We start from the raw sequence: 21,095 nt of genomic DNA, 5'->3' as shown, positions 1-21,095 counted from the left end.
GAGCCTCAGTCGGAGAAGGTGTGCAGCCACTCGAGGCCTTCCACGTCGCTGAGCCCGCCGGCGAGTTCGACGAAGCGCTGCTCGAGCGTCAATTCGCCGCGCACCTCGTCGATGGTCCCTTCGGCGAGCACCTGTCCGGCCACGATCACCGCGACCCGGCTGCAGACGCGCTCCACGAGGTCCATGCCGTGGCTGGAGAGGATGACGGTGCCGCCGTGATCGACGTAGGTGCCGAGGATGTCGAGGATGACCGAGCTCGAGACGGGATCGACCGACTCGAAGGGCTCGTCCAGCACCAGCACGCGCGGCGAGTGGATGAGCGCGCCGGCGAGCATGACCTTCTTCGACATGCCCACGGAATAGTCGGACACGACGCGGCCGAGTGCGTCGGTGAGGTCGAACGCGCGCGCGAGATCGGCGGTGCGCGACTCGACGACCGACGGCGACAGCCCGCGCAGCACGCCGTAGTAGTACAGCAGCTGACGACCGGTGAGACGGTCGAAGGTGCGGAGTCGATCGGGGAGGACGCCCATCATGCTCTTGGCTCGCACGGCATCGGTGACGGCGTCGACGCCGTTCACGCTGATCTCGCCGCGGTCGGGCCGCAGGAGGCCCGCGATCATCGACAACGTGGTCGTCTTGCCGGCGCCGTTGGGCCCGACGAGGCCGTAGAACGTTCCCGCGGGGACGGTCAGATCGATCCCGTCGACGGCACGCGTCTGACCGAACACCTTGGTGACTCCCCGCAGAGCGAGCGCCGCGTCCGAGGCGGGCTCGTCCTCCGCCATGACCGAGGACACGATGTCGGTGACAGCGGCGATGCCGGTGGCCGGTGCGTCAGCCTCGACAGGGTCCGGATCGATGAGATCCGCCGCGGCCGGATCCGAATCCACGACGTCCGGATCGGCGTCGTCCGTCGCGACGTCGTCTTCGTCGTCGACGAGCAGGTCTTCGGCGCTCGCCGAGCCCTCGACATCAGTGTCGTCGTCCGACTCGTCTGCGACCGATTCCTCGTCGTCCGACCCGTCTTCGATGTCGTCGAGCGGTGCCGGCTCGTCATCCACCAGAGTGTGCTCCCCGGCCACGGGATCATCAAGGAGCTCGGTCCCGTCCTCGTCGATGTCGTCCTCGTCGAGGAGGTCGTCGATGTCGTCCTCGTCGACGACCGGATCGGCCTCGGGGACGGCAAGATCCTTCCCGGCCTCGACCGTGTCGTCCATCGGCGCCGTCGGCATCGGCGGGCGCGGCGGGATGATCAGAGCGTCCGTCTCCGGGGCGGGAGTGGACACATCCCGAAGGTCCGGCGGCAGCGGCGGCGGCGGACCCGGATCGGTCCGGGGACCCACCGGCGGAAGCGGAGGTTTGGGCGGGAGGGAGATGAGTGCACCACTGTCGCGAGCGCCCGCACCTCGAACGCCGTTGTGCGGCGTATTGGATTCCCCCGGCATGGGCAGCGATGCTGTCACCGATCAAAGGTATCAACCCCGCCGCGCGCCACCGGCCCCGCGAGCGACACGTTCAGACGATTCGCACCGTCGCGCGCCGCCATCGATGCGGTATATCACGAATAGGACACGGTGGCCAGGGATTCTGCGCGTTCTCAGGCGATCTCGCTACCATGCTCAAGGCACAACGGGGTGTCGCGTCGGTGAACCGACGGTGAACCAACACTCCAGGAGACTCAATCGTGACGACTCAGATCGTGATCCTCGCGGCCGGAATGGGCTCGCGGCTCGGCCGCAGCCTGCCCAAGCCGCTGACGCAGCTGTCCGACGGACGCTCCATCATGCGGCAGCAGCACGACAACATCCGCGCCGCGTTCGGATCCGACGCGCGCGTGACCACGGTGGTCGGCTACCGCGCCGAGAGCATCGTGGAGGCCTTCCCCGAGGCCGACTACGTCTACAACGACAGTTACGACCAGACGAACACGTCCAAGAGCCTGCTGCGCGGCCTCGGCAAAACCGGCCGCTCGGGTGTGCTGTGGATGAACGGCGACGTCGTCTTCGACCCCCGCGTGCTCGGCCGCGCGGTCGCTCTGATCGAGGCCGACCGCTCGTTCGTCACCGTCAACACCTCCAAGGTGAGCGACGAAGAGGTCAAGTACACCGTCGCCGCCGACGGCCACATCGACGAGCTGTCCAAGACGGTGCGCGGAGGTATCGGCGAGGCCGTCGGGATCAACTACATCTCCTCGCACGACAAGAAGGCGTTCATGCGCCAGCTGCAGCGCGTGGACGATCAGGACTACTTCGAGCGCGGCCTCGAACTCGCGATCGCCGAGGACGGCGTGCGCGTGGCGCCGCTGGACATCTCCGATCTGTATGCGGTGGAGATCGACTTCGCCGAGGACCTCGAGCGGGCGAATCTCTTCGTCTGATCGCCGATGCCCGTCCCGACCGGGTTTCGGCCCGGCCGGGACGTTTCCGGCTCGGACTCAGCCCGTCGATCTAGGATCGCGGTGATGTCCGACAAGGTGCACCGCATCCACTCACTGTCCGAGGAAGCCCCCTGGGACGGCGGGCTGCCACCCGTGGGCTCCGACGAGCACCCGCACACGATCCGCGCGCTGGACCGGGTGCTCGCCATCCAGCGTCCGGCGGTCCTGGCGCACCTGCGCAGCATTCGGCTGCGCCACCCGGATGCGCCCCCCGATCACATCATCCGGATGCTCGAGCGCCGCTACCTCGCTGCGGTGACCACCGGCGGCGCGGCCGTCGGAGCAACGGCCGTCATCCCCGGCATCGGGACCGGGGTGACGCTCGCGCTCAGCGGGGTCGAGACTGTCGGTTTCCTCGAGGCGACCGCCCTGTTCGCGCAGTCGGTGGCCGAGGTGCACGGCATCCCGGTGTCCGACCCCGATAGGGCGCGAGCTCTCGTGTTGACGCTCATGCTGGGCCAGGAGGGCGTCGACCTCGTCGCCCAGCTGGCGAACCAGGCGGCCGGCAAGGGGCCGGCGCGGGATCGCTACTGGGGGCAGATGATCACGCAGACGCTGCCACGCGCCGCCGTCGGTCCACTCGTCGATCGCCTGAAGTCCACGTTCGTGCGCCAGTTCGCCGCCCGGGGCGGAGCCTCCTGGATCGGCAAGGCCCTGCCCTTCGGCATCGGCGCAGCCGTCGGCGGCGCCGGGAACAACATCCTCGGCAGACGCGTGCTCACGAACGCGCGTCGCGCGTTTCCGGATGCGCCGTTCACGCTGCCGCCCCAGCTCGAGCCCCTCCCCGGCGCGACGCGCCTGGAGTATCAGGCGGGCCGCCGCATCCGCCGTGTGAGCGACGCGATCACCGGGGGAACGGCACGCGGCGCCTCCGCCGTGCGTGGAGCCCTCACCCGCGGCAAGGGATCCCGTGAGCTCGACTCCGGCGAGGAGGACACGGCTGAGCCGGTCTGATCTCGATCAGTCGTCGAGGTCCGCCTCGTCGGTGTCCGGCTCCTCGGGAGCCGCTTCGCTGTCCCACCGGCTCCACCGGTCCATCAGCTGAGCGATCGCGGCGTGGAACCGCGCCGTCGCGGCCCCGGGCGCCGTGTCGCCGAAGTAGTGGCGCACCCAGTGCTCGAGCCGGGCGACGGCCTCCGGGTCGGCGAGCACCCGATCGGTCTGCTCGACGATGTGCGAGGCACGCGGCGCATCGAGCCACTCGCATGCCGAAAGGTAGCCGTGGGAGTCGACGGCGGCCTGGGGATCGACGGGCCGCGTCACCAGCAGCGGCTTGTCGGCCGCGAGCCGATCGTAGACCATCGCCGAGATGTCGACGACGGCGACGTCGGCCGCAGCGAGCTGCCAGCCGAGGTCCGGACCGTCGTCGAAGACGTGCGCCGCCGCGCGGTCGGCCTCATTGGCCTCGGCGAGTGCGGCGATGATGCGACGGTTCGCGGCGCCGTAGTCGGGGTCGACGACACCCGAGCGCGGATGCGGACGGTAGATGACGCGGTGACGGCCGGTGCGCAGCAGCGCTGTGACGAGGGCCTCCCCGTGCGTGAGCACGGAGCCGTAGTGCGCCGAAGGGCGGTCGCCCTCCCACGTCGGCGCGTACAGCACGACCGTGCGGTCATCCGGGACGTACGGGGTGTCTCCGGAGTAGTGGTCGGCCTGCGGGCGGCCGATCTCGATGGTGCGCCGATCGAGGTCGTAGTCCCACAGCACGCGCGACAGGCGTTCCCGCGCCGCGTCCCCCGCGACCAGCGCGTAATCGTATGCCTTGAACTGATTGGTCGTCATGTACATCTTGTCGGACTCGCCGTGATTGATGAACACGTGCCAGCGGCGCCCGTAGCGGAACATCTGGAAGTTGCGGGTGTTCTGGTTCACGTACAGCACGACGCGGATGTCCTGGTCGGCGATGAACGCCTCGAGATCACGCACCGTCGGCACGAAGGCGACCGGCAGGGCGCCGTCGGCCAGCAGTGCCGATGCGCCGGTGACGGCACGGCTCAGCACGACGACCGGCCACGTCGCGGCCAGGTCGGCCAGCGGCTTGTACCACTGACGCATCTGATACATGTTCACGTCGCCGTCTGCGAAGTAGACGGCCACGCGGTAGTGGTGGGGAGGATGCGGCGCAGACGCCGCCACACGCCGACGCACATCGCGCACGGCGCGCCGCTGAGCGACGGCCTTGCGGAGGAGAGCGATCGCCTTGCGCGCGTCCGTCACCACACTCACTCCTCCAGCCTACCCAGGCGGCGCATGACATGATCGTCGGGTGCATGTCCACCGGCCCGGGCGCGAGGATGCGCCGCAGGTGTCCGACACCGGCGGCGTGACCTTCGTCATGCCGGTCCTCAACGAGCGCGCCTACCTGCGGCGGGCCGTCGTTTCGGTGCTGGCACAGGAGGTCCCCGGTCCCGTGGAGCTCATCCTGGCCCTCGCCCCCTCCTCCGACGGGACCGAGCAGGTCGCGGCGGAGCTCGCGGCGGAGGATCCGCGGGTGCGCATCGTGCACAATCCGGATGCCGACATCCCCGTGGGCCTGAATCTCGCGATCCGTGCCGGCTCGCACCCGATCATCGTTCGCGTCGACGCGCATTCGGAGCTGGAGCCGGGATACACCGTGCGCGCGCTCGCCACCCTCAGGCGGGTCGGTGCCGCCAATGTCGGCGGGGTCATGCGCGCGGACGGGCGCACGCCGTTCCAGCGCGCCGTCGCGCGTGCGTACAACTCCCCCATCGGCCTCGGCGGCGGCGCGTATCACGGCGGAGCCCGGGAGGGAGAGGCGGAGTCCGCCTACCTCGGTGTCATGCGTCGCGACGTGCTCGAGGAGGTCGGCCTGTTCGACGAGTCCATTCGCCGAGGCGAGGACTGGGAGCTGAACCTGCGCATCAGACGCGCCGGCCACCGCGTCTGGTTCGACCCGGAACTGGCCGTGACGTACTGGCCGCGCGACAGCTGGCCGCGGCTGGTGCGTCAGTTCTTCGCGACCGGTCGCTGGCGCGGTGAGCTCGTGCGTCGTTACGGGCGGACCAATTCGCTGCGCTTCTTCGCACCGCCCGCCCTGGTGGCCACGCTGGCGGGCGCCGTCCTCGTCGGCGTGCTGCAGCTCACGCGCATCCTCACCGGCATCTGGGCCTGGGTCGCGGCGGTCGTGTACCTGCCCGTGCTCGCGTACGCGGGTCTCATCGCCGTCGTCGCCGCCGGCCGCGGCGGGGGCGACGGCTGGCGGGACAAGCTGTGGACCCTCGCGGTGATCCCCACGATGCACCTCGCGTGGGGTGCGGGGTTCCTCGTCGGCACGGCGCGTGGCGCCGACGACACGGTCGACACCTCGCGGCTCGGCGGGCGCAACACGCCTCTTCCCTGAGCCGGCTGACTCAGGCCTGATCCGGGTGTCTCAGGCGACCTCGACGAACCCCTGGTCGAGGATGCGGTCGACCACGCGCTCGGCCGCGTGGCCGTCGTCCCGCGCATTGAACGTCTGCTGCCACACCGCGTAGCGCTCGGCGAACTCCTGGATGTCGTCGCGCAGCAGAGCCGTGACCAGGTCGTCCTGCGACCGCACGAGCGGACCGGGCGCGCGCTCGGCCAGGTCGAAGTAGAAGCCGCGCAGCTCGCCGCGATATCGCTCGAGGTCGGGCACGAGGAAGTACATGGGCTTTCCGGTGACGCTGAAGTCGAACATGACGGAGGAGTAGTCGGTGATGAGCGCGTCCGCCGCCGACAGCAGCCCGGAGGTGTCCGGGTATCCCGTCACGTCGATCACGCGCGGGCCCTCCGCATCGCGTCCCGGCTGAAGCGTGCGGGAGTGGCCGCGCACGAGCACGACCGCGTCGGTGTCGGAGGCGAGCGCGACGGGATCGATGAAGTCGACGATCTCGCGGCGGTCGTCGCGCCAGGTGGGCGCGTAGAGGAGCACTCGCTCCTCGGCACCGATCCCGAGAGCGGCGCGCGTGCGACCGTCGTCTCCGTGCACGAGGACGTCGTTGCGCGGATACCCCTCCACCCAGAGCGGACGGGTGAGGAAGGCGTAGGCCTTGCCGAGCACCTTCGCGGCGTAGGGGTTCTGGGCGAGCAGCACGTTCCAGCGCCGCGACTCCTTGAACACCGCCGCCATGCGCCGCGGATCGAAGCCCGGGCGGTGCAGCGCGAGGCGCTTCAACGGCGTGCCGTGCCAGGTCTGCAGCACGACCTGGCCGCGCTCGCGCACGAATCGTCGGCGCAGCCAGTCGTTGATCACGAGCAGCCGGCTGTGCCCGCGTGCTCGCCACCACTCGGGACTGCCCTCGACGACCGGGATGGCGCCGTCCGGCACGCGCACCGACAGGTCCACGACGCTCCAGTAGCGGGTGACACCGGGCGCTCGGCGGGCGAGCTCACGATCGATGGCGAGCGGATTGCAGCCGGCGTTGCGGCCATAGAAGCTCTCGAAGAACACCGCGTTCTCCAGGCCCCCCGGGCGCGTCGCGTACCGGCGCTCGAGCGCGTCCTGCCCCTCACCAGAGTCGTACGCCGGATCGATCGGCGGGCCCACGGTCACGATGTCCTGCACGAGCTGCGCGCGAAGACCGCCGAGCTGCGTGACCGGGAGCTCCTCGAGCGGCGTCCGCTCCTGGCTCGACTCGGGCTCGGCGGGCGCGATCGTCAGGCGGTACTCGCCGGAGGGAAGCGGGAGATCCGGGCCGCCCCACCGTGCGGCGGTGAGCGGCACGACGGCGCGCCACGTCGTGCCACGACCGGTGAGCCGCGCGCTCGTGCGGGCGCGACTGCCCACGAGATCGACGGAGCGCGGGCGCGCTCCCGTCCCTGTCAGCACGAGAGCGGGACGCTCGCCGGTGTCGAAGCGGGCCTGGGTCATCGGGGTCCTTTTCTCGATCCGGAAGGCGGCTCGTCGGCGAGGGCGGTCAGAATGGCACGGTACACCCGCGCGGCGTTCCCGCCGTCTCGGAACGCGTGCACCCGCACGTCGATCTGCCTGGCACACTCGATGCGTCGGGCGCGTTCGGCCGGATCACCGAGAACGGCGTCGATCTGTGCGACGGCCTGCTCCCATGTGCCGGCGACGTCATCCCCCGCGACGTCGCGGTAGGAGCCGTAGAAACCACGCTCCGCAGCGTATCGATGCACGTCGGGCGCGAGAAAGACGACGGGCAGCGGAACGAGCGAGGAGTCGAACACGAGCGAGGAGTAGTCGGTGACCAGGGTGTCGAACCCCGCCAGAAGCGGCGTCACGTCGCGTACGAGGTCGGCACCGAGCGGGCGCACGCGCCGGCCGGCAGCGCCGGGGGGCGGAACGTAGTCGCCTGCGCCCAGGGGATGCGATCGCACGTAGAGCACGGCGTCATGACGCTCCAGCACTTCGGCGATGAGGTGCCACTCCCCCTCGTCGGGCACCGCCGGGTCGGGGTCACCGTCGCGCCACGTCGGCGCATACAGCACCCGGTGTCGGGCCACCTCGTGCCCGCTCACGGCGGCGAGCGCGGCCCGGGCCTGCCGTCGACGGTCGTCGGGTCGCCCTGCCGACAGCACGTCCACCCGGGGCTCCCCGGTCACCGGCACACGCTCATCCGGCAGCCCGAACGCCGATTCGAGCCGGCCCCGCACGCGGTGGGAGGCGGCCGGGAGGACCCGGATGCGGCGGGTCGCACTCCGATACATCCGCGCGAGCATCCCCCGCACGAGTCGCGAGCCGGGCAGGATGCGGCTGCGCGTGGTGACCGGGGAATCCAGACCGATGCGCTTGAGCGGGATGCCGTGCCACAGCTGGACGACGAAAGCTCCGGACACGGCGTAACGCTGGACGTCGCCGAAGCCGTGGGTGATCACGACGACGCGGGCTCGCGCGGTGCGCCAGAAGCCGGTCGGCGAGTTCTTGCGCACCCACGGGATCCCCCGTCGGGTCGCCTCCGCCGCCTCGACGTCGTCGGCGACCAGCCACGTCGCGCGACCCTGCAGATCGCCACCGGCCGCGTTCCACAGCGCCCACGCGCCGTCGGCGACGCCGACGGCGCATCCGAAGACCCACTGGTCCGCGGTTCGCGGGATCACCGCGGTGGCGAGGCGACCAAGGACATAGAGGGGGATGCTGAGGATCTTGCGCGCATTCCCCGCGCCGAACGAGAAGGACGCCACCCCGCGAGCCTAGCGGGGCGGCGTCCTCGGTGCGGCGAGCTCAGCCGAGCTCGCCCAGGGTCACATCGACCGTGCGGGTCTCCCCGTCGCGCACGAAGGTGATCGTCGCGTCGCTGCCGCCGGCGGCGGCGCGCACCTGCGCGGTCAGATCGGTGGCATCGGTGATCGGCACGCCGTTGAAGGCGGTGACGATGTCGCCGACCTGCAGCCCGACGCCCTCCGCGGCGCCGCCGGCGGAGATATCCGCGAGGTAGGCACCCGAGATCGTCGCACCTTCCACCGACGCGGCGGGCGTCACGCTCGCGCCGAGCAGGCCGTGGGTGGCGGTCCCGTCGGCGATGATCTCGTCGGTGACGCGCTGCACGACGTCGGACGGGATGGAGAAGCCCACGCCGATCGATCCGGCCTCGGCGGAGCTGCCGGCCGAGGCGATCGCGACGTTGATGCCGATGAGCGCCCCCTCGTCGTCGACGAGCGCGCCACCGGAGTTCCCCGGGTTGATCGCGGCGTCGGTCTGGATGACGGCGATGGAAATCGTCTCGGTCGCCGTGGTCTGCTGCCCTTCGTCGCCGAAGTCGAAGTAGAAGGGCGGAGTGCGGTCGTTGCCGTCGTCCTGCGTGTCGTCCTCGGTCGTCTCCGGCGCCGCGGACGAGGCGATCTGGATCGACCGGTTGAGCGCGCTGACGATGCCGGTGGTGACCGTGTTCGACAGGCCGAGCGGTGCACCGACTGCGACGGTCGTGTCACCGACGTTGAGGTCGGCCGACGACGCGAAGTCGATGGGGGTGAGGGCTTCGGCGTCGGTGAGCTTGATCACGGCGAGGTCGTAGATCGGGTCGGTTCCGACGATCTCGGCGTCGAATACGCGACCATCGGATGTGCTGACGGTGATGGTGGCGTCCGCGGTCGCACCGTCGAGGGTCACGACGTGCGTGTTCGTCACGACGTAGCCGTCTTCGCTGAGCACGACACCGGAACCGGTCCCCCCGGTGCTGCCGTTGCTCGCCGAGATCGTCACGACGCTCGGCACCACCTTCGCCGCGATGCCGGTGGTCTGATTCACCGCGTCGGTGTCGTTGACGGTCACCGTCGACGGCCCCGCCACCGTGGTCGCGCTCGAGGTGGAGAAGAGTGAGGCGCCGGCGTATGCGCCGCCGAGACCAGCCGCGCCTCCGACGATCGCCGCGGCGACCATGATGCCGACGACCTTGCCCGCGCCGACCTTCTGCCGGCCGGCAGGTGCGGCCGAATCCCCGAGCGGCACCGTCTGCTGCGTGCCGGTGGGCGCGCCCGGCCCGAACGCGTACTGTCCGTACGGCGCCTGGGGGCGCGGCGGGATGCTCGTCTGCGGCGTCTGCGGCATCTGCGCCTGCGGTGCCGGCGCCTGAGGCCCGGCGGCAGGCCGAGCGGGCTGCGGGTAGCCCTCGCTCGCCGGCGTCGTCGGACGCGGCGGCTGCCAGACGGCTTCGCCGCCGACCTGCGGCTCCTCGGGGGTGCGGTCTTCGGGGCGCTCGCCCTGGTTCTCGGTCATTGCTGCTCCTTCTGCCTAGCGCTGACAACCATGCCGAGCGAGTCTGTGGGTTGCCTATGGCGGAGATGGGATGCCTCTATGGGAGTAGCGTGGGCCCGATGCGAGAGATTCCCGGCGCGTGGCGCCGCACCGCTCGAGGCGCCGGTCTCATGAGCGCGGACGGCGTCGCCTCCCCCACCATCTTCGCCGAGATGTCGGTGCTGGCGGCCGAATCGGGCGCGATCAACCTCGGGCAGGGCTTCCCCGACGAGGACGGGCCCGCTGCCGTGCGCGAGGCGGCGAGGCAGGCGATCGCCGACGGAGTGAATCAGTATCCGCCGGGGCGGGGTTTTCCCGACTTCCTTGCCGCTGTCTCCGAGCACCGCAGCAGGTTCGACGGTGTCGCGTTCGACCCGGCGACCGAGGTCATCGCGACCGCCGGGGCGACCGAGGGATTGGCGGCGACGCTGCTGGCCCTCATCGACTCCCCCGACGACGAGGTCGTCGTCTTCGAGCCCTACTACGACGCCTACGCCGCGCTGGTCGCGCTCGCCGGAGCACGCTTGGTGACGGTCCCGCTGCGGTGGCCGCACTTCCAGCCGGACCTCGACGAGCTGACGGCCACGGTGACCGACCGCACCCGCATCATCCTGATCAACGACCCGCACAACCCCACCGGCACCGTCTTCGACCGCACCGTGCTGGAGCACGTCGTCGCTCTCGCGGAGCGGCACGACGCGATCATCGTCACCGACGAGGTGTACGAGCACCTGGTCCTCGACGGCCGGCGCACGCCCGTCCACTCGCTTCCGGGCGCAAGAGATCGGACGGTCGCGATCTCGTCGGCGGGCAAGACCTTCGCCGCCACCGGGTGGAAGATCGGATGGGCCACCGGGCCGGCCGACCTCATCGATGCCGCGATGACCGTCAAGCAGTACCTCACCTATGTCAACGGCGCGCCGTTCCAGCCGGCGATCGCCGTCGGCCTGCGCCTGCCTGACGCCTTCTTCACGGGGATCGCGGACACCCTGCGTCGCAAGCGCGATCTGCTGGGGGCGGGACTCACCGCGGCGGGTCTCGCGGTCTCACCCCCGGCCGGCTCCTACTTCACCGTCGCCGACGCGGCGCCGGTCGGCGCCACTGACGCCGACGCATTCTGCCGTAGCCTCCCCGACAGGGCCGGCGTCGTCGCGGTGCCGATCACGGCTTTCGTGACAGCGGAACGACGCGCGGACTATGCCACGCTCGTGCGCTTCGCGGCGTGCAAGCGCGAAGACGTCATCCGCGACGCCGGGGCGCGCCTGGCGGCGATGGGCTGAGCCCGCGCGCCTCTGCGTCGCGTCCTCCCGGCGACTCAGCCGCGGGGCACGACGGTGAACCGGCGCAGCGCCAGAGCCGGGTTGACCCTTCGGACCCGCGAGATCGCCTCCGGTTCGAGGTGCGCCACGGCGACCCCCGTGCCCGTGCCGACCGCGGCGATCTCCACGCCCTGCGGGTCGACGACCGTCGAGTGGCCCACGCCGAGCGGCGGGGGGTGATCCGACGCCGCGACGAAGACCGTGTTCTCGATGGCGCGAGCGTGCAGCAGGGTGCGCCAGTGGTGCTCCTTGAGCGGACCCCGCACCCACTCGGCCGCGACGAGCACCGCCTCGACACCGGCGTCGGCGAGCAGGCGCGTCACCTCGGGGAAGCGGAGGTCATAGCAGGTCATGATTCCGAAGCGGAGTCCGTCGACGGCGAAGACCGGCGGCTCGGCGATCTCACCCGGCTCCACCCAGTCCGATTCGCGCTGACCGAAGGCGTCGTAGAGGTGGAGCTTCCGGTACGACGCGACGACTCCCGTTTCATCGACGGCGACGACGGTGTTTCGCACACGGTCGCCGTCGCCGGCTTCGAGGAGACCGGCGACGATCGTCACCCCTTCCGCCGCGGCGATGTCGCGCAGTGCCGCGGTGAACGGGCCGTCCACCGGCTCCGCGTGATCGCGGAGCGAGGCGTCGAACGGGTCGATGAAGTAGCTGGAGTACTCCGGAAAGACGACCACCCGCGCTCCGCGCTCGGCGGCGACGGCGGCGAGCTCGCCGATCTCGCCGACATTCCGGGCGGTATCGGCCGCAGGAGCGAACTGCGCGACGCCGACGGCGACACTCATGTGCTCTCCTCCCGCGTGCGACGACGCGCTCGCACCACGAACGGCGCAGCGATCCAGGTGACGATCACGAGCGTACCGAGCGCGCCGAGGATGATCCACGCGGCCGAACCGCCGAGCACGACGTCGAAGACGAAAGCGACCACCCCGACGATGAGCGCCGCCACCAGACCGAGCGCGACGATCACCGCGATGTGTCCGAGCGTCACCACCTCGACCTTCGCGCGCTGCTGGAAGAGCAGCCGATGCAGTGCGACGGGCGCAAGGGCGGTGATCGACGTCACTCCGGCGAGCACGACCAGACACAGGTAGAGCACGCGCTGCCCCGCCGTGAGGTCCGGGAAGGCGGGTTGGAACGCCAGCGCCAGCAGAAAACCCGCCAGGATCTGCGCCCCGGTCTGCAACACCCGCAGCTCCTGGAGCATCTCGTTCCAATTGCGGTCGGCACGCTCGTACGGCGTCTCGTCACGGCCGTCGCGACGGTCGTCGCGGTCCACGGGGGCGGAAGGATCGGGCATGCCGCCATCCTCTCGACAGCATCGCGGCGAGGCAACGCGCGCACGCATCGTCGGTGCTGATTCGACACCCCTTCACGGCCGTGCTAGGCTTTTCTCTTGTGCCGCGGGGTGGAGCAGTTCGGTAGCTCGCTGGGCTCATAACCCAGAGGTCGCAGGTTCAAATCCTGTCCCCGCAACGAGAGAAGGCCCCGGATCCCTTTGGATTCGGGGCCTTCGTCATACCTTCGGCGCGCACGGAACAGCCGCGTGGACACCGCCCTCGGCGCCCGGTAGCATCGGTCTTCAAGAGGTATTGCTAGGCAAACTAGCAATGTGGAAAGGCGCCGATGATCGACACCGACGCTCGGGCGGAGACCGATGACGCCATCGCCCGCAGCCTCGCCCGCGTGCGGCGCCGCGCATCGGGACTCGGCGGGGACATGGAGGCGCTGGGGGCGGCCATCGAGCGCGCCGCCGGCGGGGGCAAGAGATTCCGTCCCGCGCTGGTCGTCGCCTCGTTCCGCGCCTTCGGCGGTGCGGATGCCGACGCGCTCGGCGTCTACGACGTCGCCGCGGCCTACGAGCTGCTCCACACCGCCTTCGTCGCCCATGACGACGTCATCGACCACGACACGGTGCGCCGAGGCATCCCCAACATCGGCGGCGAGTTCCGCGCGCGCGCTCTCGACACCGGGGCCGACGCCGGCGGCGCCGCACTCCTCGGCGATGCGGCGGGCATTCTCGCCGGTGACCTGCTGCTCCACGAGGCCCAGCGGATCATCGCCCTCTCGCCCACCCCGGAGCCGGTGAGGCGCGCGCTGTTGGACCAGTTCGACGATGCGGTCTACGTCTCGGCAGCCGGGGAGCTCGCCGACGTCGGCAACGCCGTCGCCGCCGACGTGGCCGACAGCGCCTCGATCTTCGCCGCGGCCTACAACAAGACCGCGGTCTACTCGTTCTCCGCACCGCTGCGCGCCGGCGCCCTGCTCGCCGACGCGTCCCCGCTCGCCGTGGACCGCATCGGCGCGGCGGGTGGGCGCGTCGGGCTCGCGTTCCAGCTCGTCGACGACCTGATCGGCGCCTTCGGCACCGCCCAGGCCGCCGGCAGGGACGAGGGCGTCGACCTGCGGGAGGCCAAGCGCACGCCGCTCATCGCCTACGCGCGCGAGAGCGCGGAATGGGCGCGGGTCGACGCGGCGGTCGCCGTCGCCCACACCGGTCCGGTTGCCGTCCGACAGGCGCAGCGTCTGCTCGAGCGCAGCGGAGCACGCTCGCGCCTTCGCACGGTCATCGACGACACCCTCGCCGACGCTCTCCGCCAAGCCGGCGATCCCGTGCTTCCCCCGGCCGCGAGGAACCTCCTCGGAGACCTCGCCGAACAGGTGACGGGTCGGATCCCGTGAGCACCGCCCCCACCGGCCTCGCGCTCTACGACCGCACCGCCGAGGCGGCCGCCGCCGCTGTGATCTCCCGCTACTCGACCTCGTTCGCCCTGGCATGTCGGCTGCTCGGGCCGCGACCGCGGCCCCACGTGCGCAACATCTACGCGCTGGTGCGGGTGGCCGACGAGATCGTCGACGGCCCCGGCGAGAGCGCCGGCCTCGACGCCGGAGCCCAGCGGCGCATCCTGGATGATCTGGAGACCGAGACCTGCACCGCTATCGGCAGGGGCTTCAGCTCGAATCTCATCGTGCACGCGTTCGCGCGAACCGCACGCGAGTGCGGGATCGGCCGCGATCTGATCGAGCCGTTCTTCCAGTCGATGCGCGTGGACATCACCACGCGCGAGCACGATGCCTCGTCCCACGACAGCTACGTGTACGGGTCCGCAGAGGTCGTGGGCCTGATGTGCCTCCAGGTCTTCGTCAACGCGGGCAAGCCGCATCCCGAGCCTGCCCCCGCGGACCTCGTCGACGGCGCCAGGCGGCTCGGCGCAGCGTTCCAGGACGTCAACTTCCTGCGCGACCTCGACTTCGACGAGGATGCGCTCGGTCGCGACTACCTCGGAATCGACGCCGGCACCGCGACGCGCACGACGGTTCTCGACCGCATCGACGGCGACCTCGCTGCGGCCGCGGCGGTCGTGCCGAAGCTGCCGTCGGACTGTCGCCGCGCCGTCACCGCCGCGCACGATCTGTTCGGCGAGCTGTCGCTGCGGCTCCGGCGTGCCGGTGATGACACGCACTCCCGTGTGCGCGTCCCCGATCCCGTGAAGGCCCGACTGGCGGCCCGCGCCTGGCTCGGGTTCGCACCGAGAGGAGCACGAACGTCATGACGCAGCGCACGATCGTCATCGGCGGAGGAATCGCCGGGCTCGCGACGGCCGCGCTCCTCGCCGAGGAGGGCCACGACGTCATCCTCCTCGAAGCGCGAGACGAACTCGGCGGCCGTGCCGGGTCGTGGGAGCAGGGCGGATTCCGCTTCGACACCGGCCCCAGCTGGTACCTCATGCCCGAGGTCTTCGACCACTTCTTCCGTCTGCTCGGCACCACAGCGGATGCCGAGCTCGACCTCGTGCCCCTCGAGCCCGCCTACCGCGTGTACGGCCCGCCCGGCACCTCGTCGATCGATGTGAGATCGGGTCGCGAGGCCGCCGTCGCCCTCTTCGAAGGCGTCGAGCCCGGAGCAGGCGAGCGCCTGGCCGCGTACCTCGATTCCGCCGGCGACGCGTACGACCTCGCGGTCGGTCGATTCCTCTACGACACCTACGAGACGACCGCCGGGCTGCGCGACCCTGCCCTGCTGCGCCGCGTTCCGCAGCTGGCCCCGCTCCTGACCCGGTCGCTGTCGCAGCACATCGACAAGCGGTTCGACGACCCGATGCTGCGGCAGATCCTCGGCTACCCCGCCGTCTTCCTCGGCGGTTCCCCGTACGCTGTACCGAGCCTGTATCACCTCATGAGCCACCTCGACCTCGACGAGGGCGTGCTCTACCCCCGCGGCGGCTTCACGACGGTGATCGGGGCGATCGAGCGGCTCGCACGCGAACGCGGGGTCGAGATCCGAACCGGATGCCCCGTCGCGTCGATCGTCACCGAGGACACCCGCGCGCGGGGCGTGCGGCTCGACGACGGCCGCGAGATCGCCGCCGATCTCGTGGTGTCCACCGCCGATCTCCACCACACAGAGACCCAGCTGCTCCCCCGCCACCTGCAGAGCTACCCGGAGTCCTGGTGGAGCAAGCGCACCCCGAGCCCCGGAGCGCTGCTGCTGCTCCTCGGCGTGGAGGGCCAGATCCCCGAGCTCGCGCACCACACCCTGCTGTTCACCGATGACTGGCGCACGAACTTCGACGACATCTTCGGCGATCGCCCGCGCATCCCCGATCCTGCCTCGATCTACGTGTGCCGACCGAGCGCGACGGATGACACCGTCGCCCCCGCCGGGCACGAGAACCTCTTCGTGCTGGTACCGATCCCCGCCGACCCGAGCCTCGGGCACGGCGGCACCGAGGGCGACGGCGACCCCCGCATCGAGGCGGCCGCCGATCGCGTCATCGATCAGATCGCCTCGTGGGCGGGCATCCCGGATCTCGCCGACCGCATCGTCGTGCGCCGGACCATCTCTCCGGGCGACTTCGCCCGCGACCTGCACTCGTGGCGCGGCAACTCGCTGGGCCTGGCGCACACCCTCGGGCAGAGCGCGATGTTCCGGCCCCGCAACATGTCGCGCCGAGTCGCGAACCTGGCCTACGCCGGCACGTCGGCCCTACCCGGGATCGGATTGCCGATGTGCCTGATCTCCGCGGAGCTCGTACTCAAGCGCCTGCGCGGCGACCGCACCGCCGGCCCCCTTCCCGAGCCGGCGCCGGTGGAGCTCTAGGAGTGCCGGGGATCTACCTGGGCGCGATCCTCTTCTCGCTCCTCGGCATCGCCCTGGTCGACGTGCGGTTCCGGCTGGCGTTGCGACCCCACCCGGGTCGCACCCTCCTCGCCACCGTCGCCGGGACCGTCTTCTTCCTGGCGTGGGATCTCGCCGGCATCGCCGCGGGCGTCTTCGTGCAGGGCGACAGTCCGCTGTATGTCGGAATCGAGCTCGCCCCCCATCTTCCGCTCGAGGAGGTGGCGTTCCTCATGTTCCTCAGCTATCTGACGCTGGTGTGCTGGAACGCCGCCCTGCGGCTGCAGGGCCGACGCGACGGCCGCGGCGAGACCACGACGGAACCGGATCCGTCGTGACCTATGCCCTGCTGGTCCTGCCCTTCGCGCTGGCGACTGTTCTCGTGACCCTCGCGACCGTGCGACTGCCCCGGTTCCGGCGGCGCATGGTCGCGTCTGCGCTGGCCGCCGTGGCGCTGTGCCTGCTCACGGCCGTGTTCGACAACATCATGATCGGCTCCGGGCTGTTCACCTACCCCGACGAGCATCTGAGCGGCCTTCGCGTGGGGCTTGCTCCCCTGGAAGACTTCTCCTACCCGCTGTGCGCCGCATTCGGTGTTCCCGCCGTGTGGACGATGCTCCAGGCCCGCACCGCCCGACGCCCCACGGAGGCAGCCGAATGACCACCCCTGCGCCGCTTCGTCCCGCGACCGTGCTCGCACAGCTGTTCGTCTCGTCACGACCGGTCAGCTGGATCAACACGGCCTACCCGTTCGCGGCCGCCTACCTGCTCACGGCGCGGCAGATCGATCTCACGTTCGTCGTCGGCACGCTGTTCTTCCTCGTGCCGTACAACCTCGCGATGTACGGGGTGAACGACGTCTTCGACTACGAGTCCGACCTGCGCAACCCCCGCAAGGGGGGCGCTCACGGAGCCATCCTCGACCGTCGGCTGCACCGGGTCACCCTGTGGGCGGCCGCGCTGTCGTGCCTGCCCTTCCTCGTCTATCTGGTGCTCGTGGGTTCGTGGCCGGCGACGCTCGTGCTCGCGGCGAGCATGTTCTTCGTCGTCTTCTACAGCGCCCCGCCGCTGCGGTTGAAGGAGCGGCCGTTCGCCGATTCGGTGACCAGCAGCATCCACTTCTTCTCCCCCGCCGTCTACGGCCTCGTCCTCGCCGGGGCGACGTGGACGTGGCCGCTGGGGGCGATCGTGGCCGCCTTCGCGCTGTGGGGCGTCGCCTCACACGCCTTCGGCGCCGTGCAGGACGTCGTCGCCGACCGCGAGGCGGACATCGCGTCGATCGCCACCGTCCGCGGGGCGCGGTGGACGGTGCGCTTCTCCCTCGCGTGCTACGCCGCCTCGGGCCTGCTCATGCTCGCGACCGCGTGGCCCGGCCCCCTCGGCGCCGTCATCGCCGTGCCGTACCTCGTGGCCGTCTGGCCCTATCGGAACACCACCGACGAGGCCGCGCACACCGCCACCCGCGGCTGGGACCGCTTCCTGTGGATCAACCAGCTGAGTGGCTTCATGACCACCCTGCTGCTCATCTGGTATGCGCTGCTGACGCCCTGACCGCGTCGGCTCACTCGCCGCCGAGCTCGATCAGCCGGTCGACGGCCGCGGTGAGGCGCTCATCCGCCTCACCGTAGGCCGTCCAGTCGCCCGCCTGCAGCGCGGCATCGCGGTCGAGCATCGCCTGCTGGGCCTCGACCAGCGCCGCCTCGTACTCGAGCGTCGGGGTGGAACCGCCGGTGTCTCCGGTGTCACCCGTGTCCCCCGTGTCGCTCGGGTCGGGCGTCGGCACATCCGTCGGGTCGACGTCACCGTCACCCGCGCTCGCGCCCGAGTCACCGCCGAACAGTGCGTCGAGAGCCTCGTCGAGCGTGTCCTCGAAGGCGATGTCGTCACCGAACGCGACGAGGACCTTCCGCAGCTGCGGCAGCTGCGTGCCCTGGGACGCCTGCACGAACACCGGCTGCACGTAGAGCAGGCCACCACCGACCGGGAGGGTGAGCAGGTTGCCGTTGAGCACCTCGGACTGGCCCTGGCGCAGCAGATTGATCTGCGACGACACCGCAGTGTCGGAGTCGAACGTGTTCTGCACCTGGCCTGGACCGGGCACGGTCGTGTCCGCCGAGATCTCCAGCAGCCTGAGGGTGCCGTAGCCGTCGCGGATGCTTCCCGCCTCATCACCGGCGTTCGAGTCGACCGCGAGGTAGCCCATCAGCACGTTTCGGCTCGCACCGCCCTCGGAGTTCGGGATGAACGTCGTGAACATCGAGTACGACGGCTCCTCCTGATCGGGCATCTGCATCGTCAGGTAGTAGGGCGGCTGCAGCTCGGCGTCGCTCTGCGGGTCTTCCGGCACCGCCCACGCGTTGTCGCGCTGGTAGAAGGACTGCGCGGTGTCCACGTGGTAGACCTGCAGCATCGCGCGCTGCACCTTGAACAGATCCGTCGGATACCGCACGTGCGCCATCAGCTCGGCCGACATGTCCTCGTAGGACTTCAGCGTCGACGGATACACCTTCTGCCACGCCTGCAGCAGCGGATCCTCCTCGTCCCACGCGTAGAGGGTCACCGAACCGTCGTAGGCGTCGACGGTGGCCTTGACCGAGTTGCGGATGTAGTTGATGTCATCCAGCGCGAAGCGCGGCGTCGGGTTGGTCGAGTCCGAGATCGCCGACGACAGGCTCACCGTCGACGAGTACGGGTAGTTCGCGCTCAGCGTGTAGCCGTCGATGACCCACACGATGCGTCCGTCGACGACGGTCGGGTACGGGTCGCTGTCGAGCTCGAGGTAGGGGGCGACCTTCTGGACCCGCACCGACGGGTCGCGGTCGTACAGGATCTGCGAGTCCTCGTTGATCGCGTCCGAGAAGAGGATCTGCTCGGCCTGGAACTTCATCGCGTAGATGAGCCGGTTGAAGGCGTTCCCCACGCTCGGCCCGCCGTCGCCTTCGAAGGTCGTGCGCGTCTCGGACGCCCCGTCGGCGCCGGTGGGATAGTCCAGCTCGATCGGGTCGGCACCCTCCGGCGCGCCGACGATCGAGTAGTCCGGCGAGTACTCGCCGAAGTACACGCGCGGCTGGTAGTCCTCCTGCGCCGAGAGGAAGCCCTGCGCGGGGATGCCGCGCTCCAGGAACACCGGGTCGCCGTCGGGCGTCCGCTCGTTTCCGGCCGCCGCGACCAGTCCGTAACCGTGGGTGTAGGTCAGTGTGGTGTTCTCCCACGACGTCGCGGCCCCGAGCTGATCGATGTTCAGCTCGCGGATCGACATGATCGTGTCCTGCGACGTGCCCTCGATGTCGTAGCGGTCCACATCCAGCGGATCCTGGAACTGGTAGAACGCCCGGTACTGCTCGAGCTGACGGATGGTGGGGCCGATGATGCTCGGGTCCATGATGCGGATCTGAGCGGTGGTCGCGGCGTCGTCGCGCAGCTGTCCGGCCTCGGCCGTGGTCTCGGCCTCGAACTGGGTCTTCTCGACCGTGTCGATGCCGTACGCCTCCTTGGTCATGTCGACGTTGCGCTGGTAGAACTCGCGCTCGAGCGCCAGCTGGTTGGGCTGCACCTGGAACGTGTTGACCACCCACGGGATGCCGACGCCGACGACGATCGCCGAGACGACCAGGAGCGCGGTTCCGATGAGCGGGAAGCGCCAGCGGCCGATGACGGCGGTGACGAAGAAGAGGATGGCGACGATCGCCGCGACGATCGCGAGGATCGTGAGCCCGGGGATCGTGGCGTTGACGCCCACATACCCGGGACCGGTGATGCGCTCCCCCGGCTCGACGAGCGTCGCGAAGCGGTCGAGGTAGAGACTCACTCCCTGGACCAGCAGGTACAGACCCGCGAGCACGGCGATCATGATGCGCGCCGACTTGGAGATGCGCAGCTCGCGCTGCCCGACCCGCACCGATCCGTAGAGGTAGGACACCAGTCCCGTCACGAGCAGGCAGATCAGGAGAACAGCGGAGATGTACCCCACCAGCGTCGAGTAGAACGGCAGGGCGAACAGGTAGAAGCCGGTGTCCAGGCCGAACTCGGGATCGACGGTCGTGGTGGCCACCCCGTTGAACCACAGCCACGTGGTCTCCCACTGCGCGGATGCGGCGAAGCCGGCGAAGAAGCCGAAGAAGACCGGGATCCCCCACATCGCCAGGCGGCGCAGCGGCTCGACGACCTCCTGATAGCGGTCCAGCTGCGAGCTCAGTCGCGCATAGACCGGGCGCAGTCGGTATGCCAGCTGGATGGTGACCCACACCGGGATCGCCATTCCGAGGAAGCCCACGACGAACATCACGGTGCGCGCGACCCACTGGGTGACCAGCACCTCCTCGAAGCCCAGCTGGGCGAACCACAGCCAGTCCGCGTAGAGCCCCGCGAAGACGAAGAAGGCCACGACGAGCGCGGCGATGATCGCGAGGGTGATGCCGATGATGCGGCGGGATCGGGAAGGCGTGGCCGGGTTCGGCGCTGAGGTCGTGGTCACCTGTCCATCCTAGGCACGGCGGACGACGCCGACGCCCGGCGGGCGACGGTCCTCAAGAC

Annotated in this window: 18 protein-coding genes and 1 tRNA gene; 11 read left to right on the top strand and 8 right to left on the bottom strand. The window is 70.3% G+C overall.

Going from position 1 to position 21,095, the window contains the following annotated elements:
• Window positions 1-5: 5 nt before the first annotated feature.
• On the bottom strand, window positions 6-1,289 hold the full coding sequence (locus tag ACGG9C_RS03845) for an ABC transporter ATP-binding protein (RefSeq protein WP_286717123.1): 1,284 nt from the start codon (window positions 1,287-1,289) through the stop codon (window positions 6-8).
• A 398-nt stretch (window positions 1,290-1,687) separates the two neighbouring features.
• On the opposite strand from ACGG9C_RS03845, the gene ACGG9C_RS03840 reads away from it, so the two are divergent.
• Both ACGG9C_RS03840 and ACGG9C_RS03835 read left to right on the top strand, forming a co-directional pair.
• The gene (locus ACGG9C_RS03840) at window positions 1,688-2,380 is read left to right on the top strand and encodes an NTP transferase domain-containing protein (protein WP_390178242.1); all 693 of its coding nucleotides are present in this window, start codon (window positions 1,688-1,690) and stop codon (window positions 2,378-2,380) included.
• Window positions 2,381-2,464: 84 nt separating this feature from the next.
• Window positions 2,465-3,394, top strand: coding sequence for a hypothetical protein (locus ACGG9C_RS03835; RefSeq protein WP_071042968.1), 930 nt, complete (start codon window positions 2,465-2,467; stop codon window positions 3,392-3,394).
• 6 nt (window positions 3,395-3,400) lie between these two features.
• On the opposite strand, the gene ACGG9C_RS03830 is transcribed toward ACGG9C_RS03835, so the two are convergent.
• Complete coding sequence (locus ACGG9C_RS03830) at window positions 3,401-4,666, bottom strand: CDP-glycerol glycerophosphotransferase family protein (protein ID WP_071042966.1); 1,266 nt, start codon at window positions 4,664-4,666, stop codon at window positions 3,401-3,403.
• Between the two features lie 109 nt (window positions 4,667-4,775).
• Here ACGG9C_RS03830 and ACGG9C_RS03825 point away from each other — a divergent pair, with 109 nt between their 5' ends.
• On the top strand, window positions 4,776-5,801 hold the full coding sequence (locus ACGG9C_RS03825) for a glycosyltransferase family 2 protein (RefSeq protein ID WP_071043370.1): 1,026 nt from the start codon (window positions 4,776-4,778) through the stop codon (window positions 5,799-5,801).
• Window positions 5,802-5,831: 30 nt separating this feature from the next.
• Here ACGG9C_RS03825 and ACGG9C_RS03820 read toward each other — a convergent pair whose 3' ends face one another.
• The 3 genes from ACGG9C_RS03820 to ACGG9C_RS03810 are packed head-to-tail and all read right to left on the bottom strand — an operon-like array spanning window position 5,832 to window position 10,097.
• Entirely contained in the window at window positions 5,832-7,292 is a 1,461-nt protein-coding gene (locus ACGG9C_RS03820) for a CDP-glycerol glycerophosphotransferase family protein (protein WP_194384997.1), read from the bottom strand.
• Window positions 7,289-8,566, bottom strand: coding sequence for a CDP-glycerol glycerophosphotransferase family protein (locus tag ACGG9C_RS03815; RefSeq protein WP_194384996.1), 1,278 nt, complete (start codon window positions 8,564-8,566; stop codon window positions 7,289-7,291). The genes ACGG9C_RS03820 and ACGG9C_RS03815 overlap by 4 nt, the downstream gene beginning before the upstream one ends.
• A 40-nt stretch (window positions 8,567-8,606) precedes the next feature.
• On the bottom strand, window positions 8,607-10,097 hold the full coding sequence (locus tag ACGG9C_RS03810) for a S1C family serine protease (RefSeq protein WP_194384995.1): 1,491 nt from the start codon (window positions 10,095-10,097) through the stop codon (window positions 8,607-8,609).
• A 98-nt stretch (window positions 10,098-10,195) separates the two neighbouring features.
• Between ACGG9C_RS03810 and ACGG9C_RS03805 the strand changes: the two genes are divergently transcribed.
• Window positions 10,196-11,395 (top strand): aminotransferase class I/II-fold pyridoxal phosphate-dependent enzyme, encoded by a 1,200-nt coding sequence (locus ACGG9C_RS03805; protein ID WP_194384994.1) that lies wholly within the window; start codon window positions 10,196-10,198, stop codon window positions 11,393-11,395.
• A gap of 35 nt (window positions 11,396-11,430) precedes the next feature.
• Here the strand turns inward: ACGG9C_RS03805 and ACGG9C_RS03800 are convergent, their stop codons facing one another.
• Both ACGG9C_RS03800 and ACGG9C_RS03795 read right to left on the bottom strand, forming a co-directional pair.
• Window positions 11,431-12,228: a carbon-nitrogen hydrolase family protein gene (locus ACGG9C_RS03800; RefSeq protein WP_194384993.1), complete on the bottom strand. Its 798-nt coding sequence runs from the start codon at window positions 12,226-12,228 to the stop codon at window positions 11,431-11,433.
• Window positions 12,225-12,743 (bottom strand): DUF6328 family protein, encoded by a 519-nt coding sequence (locus ACGG9C_RS03795; RefSeq protein ID WP_071042956.1) that lies wholly within the window; start codon window positions 12,741-12,743, stop codon window positions 12,225-12,227. Before ACGG9C_RS03795 ends, ACGG9C_RS03800 begins: the two co-directional genes overlap by 4 nt.
• A gap of 102 nt (window positions 12,744-12,845) precedes the next feature.
• Here ACGG9C_RS03795 and ACGG9C_RS03790 point away from each other — a divergent pair.
• The 7 genes from ACGG9C_RS03790 (at window position 12,846) to ACGG9C_RS03760 (ending at window position 18,113) form a co-directional block, all read left to right on the top strand.
• A tRNA-Met gene (locus ACGG9C_RS03790) sits at window positions 12,846-12,919 on the top strand.
• A 150-nt stretch (window positions 12,920-13,069) separates the two neighbouring features.
• Window positions 13,070-14,125, top strand: a complete 1,056-nt coding sequence (locus ACGG9C_RS03785) for a polyprenyl synthetase family protein (RefSeq protein WP_194384992.1) — start codon at window positions 13,070-13,072, stop codon at window positions 14,123-14,125.
• Complete coding sequence (locus ACGG9C_RS03780) at window positions 14,122-14,997, top strand: squalene/phytoene synthase family protein (RefSeq protein ID WP_194384991.1); 876 nt, start codon at window positions 14,122-14,124, stop codon at window positions 14,995-14,997. Before ACGG9C_RS03785 ends, ACGG9C_RS03780 begins: the two co-directional genes overlap by 4 nt.
• Window positions 14,994-16,544 (top strand): phytoene desaturase family protein, encoded by a 1,551-nt coding sequence (crtI, locus tag ACGG9C_RS03775; RefSeq protein ID WP_194384990.1) that lies wholly within the window; start codon window positions 14,994-14,996, stop codon window positions 16,542-16,544. The genes ACGG9C_RS03780 and crtI overlap by 4 nt, the downstream gene beginning before the upstream one ends.
• A 2-nt stretch (window positions 16,545-16,546) precedes the next feature.
• Window positions 16,547-16,900 carry a lycopene cyclase domain-containing protein gene (locus ACGG9C_RS03770; protein ID WP_194384989.1) on the top strand — a complete coding sequence of 118 codons (354 nt, stop codon included), beginning with the start codon at window positions 16,547-16,549 and terminating at the stop codon, window positions 16,898-16,900.
• Window positions 16,897-17,223, top strand: a complete 327-nt coding sequence (locus ACGG9C_RS03765; RefSeq protein WP_071042951.1) for a lycopene cyclase domain-containing protein — start codon at window positions 16,897-16,899, stop codon at window positions 17,221-17,223. Before ACGG9C_RS03770 ends, ACGG9C_RS03765 begins: the two co-directional genes overlap by 4 nt.
• The gene (locus ACGG9C_RS03760) at window positions 17,220-18,113 is read left to right on the top strand and encodes a prenyltransferase (protein WP_194384988.1); all 894 of its coding nucleotides are present in this window, start codon (window positions 17,220-17,222) and stop codon (window positions 18,111-18,113) included. The genes ACGG9C_RS03765 and ACGG9C_RS03760 overlap by 4 nt, the downstream gene beginning before the upstream one ends.
• Window positions 18,114-18,123: 10 nt before the next feature.
• Here ACGG9C_RS03760 and ACGG9C_RS03755 read toward each other — a convergent pair whose 3' ends face one another.
• Entirely contained in the window at window positions 18,124-21,036 is a 2,913-nt protein-coding gene (locus tag ACGG9C_RS03755; RefSeq protein ID WP_071042949.1) for a UPF0182 family protein, read from the bottom strand.
• Window positions 21,037-21,095: the final 59 nt, after the last annotated feature.

The sequence above is a fragment of the Microbacterium sp. MTN4-26 genome (genome assembly GCF_042846595.1).
GTDB lineage: Bacteria > Actinomycetota > Actinomycetes > Actinomycetales > Microbacteriaceae > Microbacterium > Microbacterium luteum.
The sequence above is the reverse complement of the archived record's forward strand: the minus strand, read 5'-3'. Positions and strand labels throughout refer to the sequence as shown.

Bases quoted from the DNA above. Each gene is read 5' to 3' on its own strand.
- ACGG9C_RS03835 (WP_071042968.1), top strand. From the start codon at position 2,465: ATGTCCGACAAGGTGCACCGCATCCACTCACTGTCCGAGGAAGCCCCC.
- ACGG9C_RS03825 (WP_071043370.1), top strand. From the start codon at position 4,776: ATGCCGGTCCTCAACGAGCGCGCCTACCTGCGGCGGGCCGTCGTTTCG.
- ACGG9C_RS03820 (WP_194384997.1), bottom strand. From the start codon at position 7,292: ATGACCCAGGCCCGCTTCGACACCGGCGAGCGTCCCGCTCTCGTGCTG.
- ACGG9C_RS03810 (WP_194384995.1), bottom strand. From the start codon at position 10,097: ATGACCGAGAACCAGGGCGAGCGCCCCGAAGACCGCACCCCCGAGGAG.
- ACGG9C_RS03805 (WP_194384994.1), top strand. From the start codon at position 10,196: ATGCGAGAGATTCCCGGCGCGTGGCGCCGCACCGCTCGAGGCGCCGGT.
- ACGG9C_RS03800 (WP_194384993.1), bottom strand. From the start codon at position 12,228: ATGAGTGTCGCCGTCGGCGTCGCGCAGTTCGCTCCTGCGGCCGATACC.
- ACGG9C_RS03795 (WP_071042956.1), bottom strand. From the start codon at position 12,743: ATGCCCGATCCTTCCGCCCCCGTGGACCGCGACGACCGTCGCGACGGC.
- ACGG9C_RS03785 (WP_194384992.1), top strand. From the start codon at position 13,070: ATGATCGACACCGACGCTCGGGCGGAGACCGATGACGCCATCGCCCGC.
- crtI (WP_194384990.1), top strand. From the start codon at position 14,994: ATGACGCAGCGCACGATCGTCATCGGCGGAGGAATCGCCGGGCTCGCG.
- ACGG9C_RS03760 (WP_194384988.1), top strand. From the start codon at position 17,220: ATGACCACCCCTGCGCCGCTTCGTCCCGCGACCGTGCTCGCACAGCTG.